This window comes from Vibrio sp. 10N.222.55.C6 (assembly GCF_041473395.1).
In the GTDB taxonomy this organism is placed as follows: domain Bacteria; phylum Pseudomonadota; class Gammaproteobacteria; order Enterobacterales; family Vibrionaceae; genus Vibrio; species Vibrio crassostreae_C.
The window spans coordinates 1-312 of the sequence record NZ_JBFRSD010000420.1; the positions used below are offsets into that span (position 1 = coordinate 1).

Consider the following 312-nt stretch of genomic DNA (forward strand, 5'->3'; position numbering starts at 1 on the left):
AACAAGCGAAGCTACCTGTTGCAGACATGGCTTTAATATCCGCTTGAATACCTGCGCCGCCGCCACTGTCAGAACCAGCGATCGTCAATACAATCGGAGTGTTTGTTCGAATCGAACCATCAGCAGAGTGCTGCGAAACTGAGGCTTTTAGCGTTAAATCTTTTGAATTAGAACTGTGTGTCATTGTCGCTCCTACTATCTTACAAGACGTAGGAGAACGAACACCGATCGAAGGAGAAGTCGCAATAAACACATGAAAGTTTTCATGGGTGCAGACGCAGATCGAGTGCTTATAGTTCCCTACGCCAGTGT

The 312-nt window shown here is 46.5% G+C and carries 1 pseudogene; it reads right to left on the reverse strand.

Annotation, left to right across the window (positions count from 1 at the left end):
- Nucleotides 1-184: pseudogene (locus AB4486_RS24405) on the reverse strand (bifunctional hydroxymethylpyrimidine kinase/phosphomethylpyrimidine kinase); the annotation flags it as partial.
- Between the last annotated feature and the right edge of the window lie 128 nt (nt 185-312).